Annotated in this window: 2 protein-coding genes; both read right to left on the bottom strand. The window is 66.8% G+C overall.

What is annotated here, in order from left to right; translation table 11 throughout:
* On the bottom strand, positions 1–2,666 hold a 2,666-nt coding region (locus AC1VAN_RS14330), incomplete at its 3' end, for an efflux RND transporter permease subunit (protein ID WP_480986041.1).
* Positions 2,667–2,697: 31 nt separating this feature from the next.
* On the bottom strand, positions 2,698–3,912 hold a 1,215-nt coding region (locus AC1VAN_RS14325; protein ID WP_480986040.1), incomplete at its 5' end, for an efflux RND transporter permease subunit.

The raw sequence follows: 3,912 nt of genomic DNA, 5'->3' as shown, positions 1-3,912 counted from the left end.
GTGGACAGGATCGTCACCGGGTGGATCAGGCTTTCGTACAGGATGCCCAGCACCAGGTAGACGGTGAGGATGGCTGCCAGCACCAGGATCAGCATGTCGCTGGGGTCGGAATTGAAGCCGAAGCCGGCGTCGTCGGCCAGGCGGATGTCGCCGGGCATGCGCATGCCGGCCACGGTGCTGTCGATGATGGCCTTGGCCTCGCCCATGCTGACGCCGGGGGCGAGGTTGTAGCTCAGGTCCATCGTCGTGTACTGGTTTTCATGGGTGATCTGCGAGGGCGCCAGGCCCGGCGCCTGGCGGGCCACCGCCGTGATCGGCACCATCTCGCCGTTGCGTGCACGCACATGCACTTCGTCCAGCGCCGAAGGCGTGGCGGTCTGCGACGGCAGCGCATTGACCACCACGCTGTACTGGTTGATGTCCGAGTAGATGGTGGAGATCTGGCGCTGGCCGAAGGCGCCGTACAGCGCACCGTCGATGGCGCCGACCGAGATGCCCAGGCGCGCGGCCTTGGCCCGGTCGATCTCGATGTTCTGGCGCAGGCCGGCGTTGTCGACGTCGGTGCCGACATCACGCAGCTTCGGGTTCTTCTTCAATGCCGCCTGCAGCTTGGGCAGCCATTCCTGCAGTGCGGCCAGGTCGTTGCCCTGCAGCGAGACGCGGTACTGCGCGCCCTGGCTGTTTCCACCGCCATCGTTGCTGGGCAGGTCCTGGATCGCGCGCAGGCGCAGCTGCAGGTCCGGGTAGCGGTCGGCCTTCGCACTCAGCCGTGCCAGTGCGTGTGCGGTGGTTTCGCGGCGGCCTTCCTTGCGCGACTTCAGTTCCACGTTGAACTGCGCGCTGGAACCCTGGCGTCCGCTGCCCAGGCGTACGCCCACGGTCTTCACTGCCGGGTCGGCCATCAGCATGTCGGTGATGCGGCGCTGGCGGCTGACCATGTCCTCGAAGGACACCGTCGCGCTGGAATTGGCGCGGCCCCAGATCAGGCCGGTGTCCTGTGGCGGGAACGCGCCCTTCTTCACCGCACCGAACAGGAAGATGGTGACGCCGATCAGGATCAACGGCGTCAACGACAGCAGCAGCGCATGGCGCAGCGAAAAATCAAGGAACACGGTGTAGACGCGCAGCATCCGCTCGTGACCGGCATCGAGCCAGCGGCCGAAGCGCGACGGTGCCGCCGTGTGGTCGTGCGCGCTGAGGAAGCGGCTGCACAGCGCCGGGGTCAGTGTCAGCGAAACGATCATCGACACCACGATCGCCGCCACCAGGGTCACGGTGAATTCGCGGAAGAACGCGCCCATCATGCCGCTGGCGAACAGCAGCGGGATGAACACCGCCACCAGCGAAGCGGTGATCGASACGATGGTGAAGCCGATTTCGCGCGCACCGGCGAAGGCCGCCTGCATCCGCGGCATGCCCTCGTCGAGGTGGCGCATGATGTTCTCGATCACCACGATCGCATCGTCGACCACGAAGCCGATCGCGATCACCAGCGCCAGCAGGCTCAGGTTGTTCAGGGTGAAGCCCATCACGTACATCACAAGCGCGGCACCGGCCAGCGACAGCGGCACGGTGACCGCCGCGATCAGCGTCGGCGCCAACCGGCGCAGGAACAGCGCCATGGTCAGCACCACCATCGCCAGGCTGATCAGCAGGGTGATCTGCACTTCATGCAGCGACGACCGGATGGTCGGGGTGCGGTCGAAGTAGGGCGTCATCGTGGTGCCCGGCTGCAGGTAGTCGCGCAACGCGGGAATCTGCGCTTTCACCCGGTCCACGGTCTCGACGATGTTGGCGCCGGCGCGGGTGAACACATACATCACCACGGCCGGTTTGTGGTCGAACCACGCGGCCTGGTAGGCGTCCTGCTGGCCGTCGTAGACGTTGGCGATGTCCTTCAGGCGGATCACCCGGCCATCGCCCTGGGTCTTGACCACCAGATCGGCGAAGTCGGCGGCGCGTGCGACCGAATCGTTGGCGATGATCGCCGTGGTGGTGTTGCCATCGCTGAGGAAGCCGGTGGGCGAGGTCACGTTGGCCGCGCGCACGGCATTGCGCAGGTCGTCGGCGGTCAGTCCCAGCGCGTTCATCAGGCGCAGGTTGACGTCCACACGCACCGCCGGCGTCGAGGCACCGGCGATATCCACCGAGGCGACACCGCCGATCTGGCGGATGCGCTGGGCCAGCAGCGAATCGGCGACGTTGTACAGCTCATCGGCGGACTGCGTCTGCGAGGTCAGCGCGATGGCGATCACCGGATCGTCGTTCGGGTTCGCCTTCTGGTACATCGGCGAGCCCATGCCCGAGGGCAGGTCGGCCTGCGCCGAATTGATCGCGGTCTGTACGTCCAGCGCGGCCGAATCGATGTCGCGGTCGCTCTGGAAGATCATGAACACCAGCGAGCTGCCTTCCGAACTCGACGAGCGCATGCGGTCGATGCCCGGCAGCTGGCCGAGGTGGCGCTCCAGCGGCGCGGTCACCGTGGAGGCCATGGTCGCCGCATCCGCACCGGACTGGCTGGCGTGCACGAAGATCACCGGGATCTCGATGTTCGGCAACGCCGACACGCCGAGCCGCAGGTAACAGATCACGCCGACCATGAACAAGCCAATGGCCAGCAGGGCGGTGCCGATCGGGCGGCGGATGAAGGGGCCGGACAGGTTCATCGTGCAGCCCCCCGAAGGTGCGGGGCCAGGGTCATGCCTGCGGCTCCTGCACCGTGCCATCGCGCAGCGCACGCTGTTCACGGCGACGGGCGAGCCATTCCGAGAAGCGTTCCATGTACAGGTAGATCACCGGCGTGGTGTACAGGGTTACCAGCTGCGACAGCAGCAGGCCGCCGACGATGGCGATGCCCAGCGGCCGACGCAGTTCCGAGCCGATGCCGGTGCCCAGCGCCAGCGGCAACGCGCCAAGCATGGCTGCAGCGGTGGTCATCATGATCGGGCGGAAGCGCAGCAGGCAGGCGCGGCGGATGGCTTCGCGCGCGTTGGCGCCGGTGCGCCGCGCCTCGATGGCGAAGTCGACCATCATGATGCCGTTCTTCTTGACGATGCCGATCAGCAGCACGATGCCGACGATGCCGTCCACCGACAGGCTCAGGCCACAGACCATCAATGCCAGCAGCGCGCCGACGCCGGCCGGCGGCAGGGTCGAGATGATSGTGAWSGGGTGGATGTAGCTYTCGTACAGCACGCCCAGCACGATGTAGATCASCACCAGCGAGGCCAGCAGCAGCCACACCACGTCGGTCTGGCTGCCGGTGAATTCAGCGGCCTTGCCGATGAACTGCGCATGCACGTGCGCCGGCATGTCCAGGCTGGCCTTGGTCTCTTCGATGGCCTTGACCGCAGCGGACAGCGAATAGCCAGCCGCGACGTTGAAGGAAACCGTCACCGCAGGAAGCTGCTGCTGGTGGCTGACCAGCAGCGGCGCGCTGGAGACCTTCGCCTCGGCCAGCGCCGACAACGGGATGATGCCGCCCGCACCGACGGTGATGCCGGTGTTCTGCGCACCGATACCGGTGGCGGTCGACGAGTTGGACGAGGTGACCTGGCCGAAGCTGGTCGCGTTGGTGCCGGTGAGGGCGCCGGCGCCGTTGGAGGCGACCGCCAGCTGTTCCATCAGCGCGGTGCTGGTGCGGAACTGCGGCGCCACTTCCAGCACCACCCGGTACTGGTTGAGCTCGGTGAAGATGGTCGAGATCTGGCGCTGGCCGAACGCATCGTAGAGGGTGTCGTCGATGGTCTGCATCGGCACGCCCAGCACGCTGGCCTTGTCGCGGTCGATGTTCAGTTCCAGTGCGCGGCCCTGGTTGGACAGGTTGTTGTCGACGTCGGCCAGTTCCGGGCGCTGGCGCAGCGCCTGGGTCAGGCGGTTGGCCTGCAGCGCGACTTCCGCGCTGTCCACGTC

The sequence above is a fragment of the Stenotrophomonas sp. 05L44_2 genome (genome assembly GCF_056665995.1).
The sequence above is the reverse complement of the archived record's forward strand: the minus strand, read 5'-3'. Positions and strand labels throughout refer to the sequence as shown.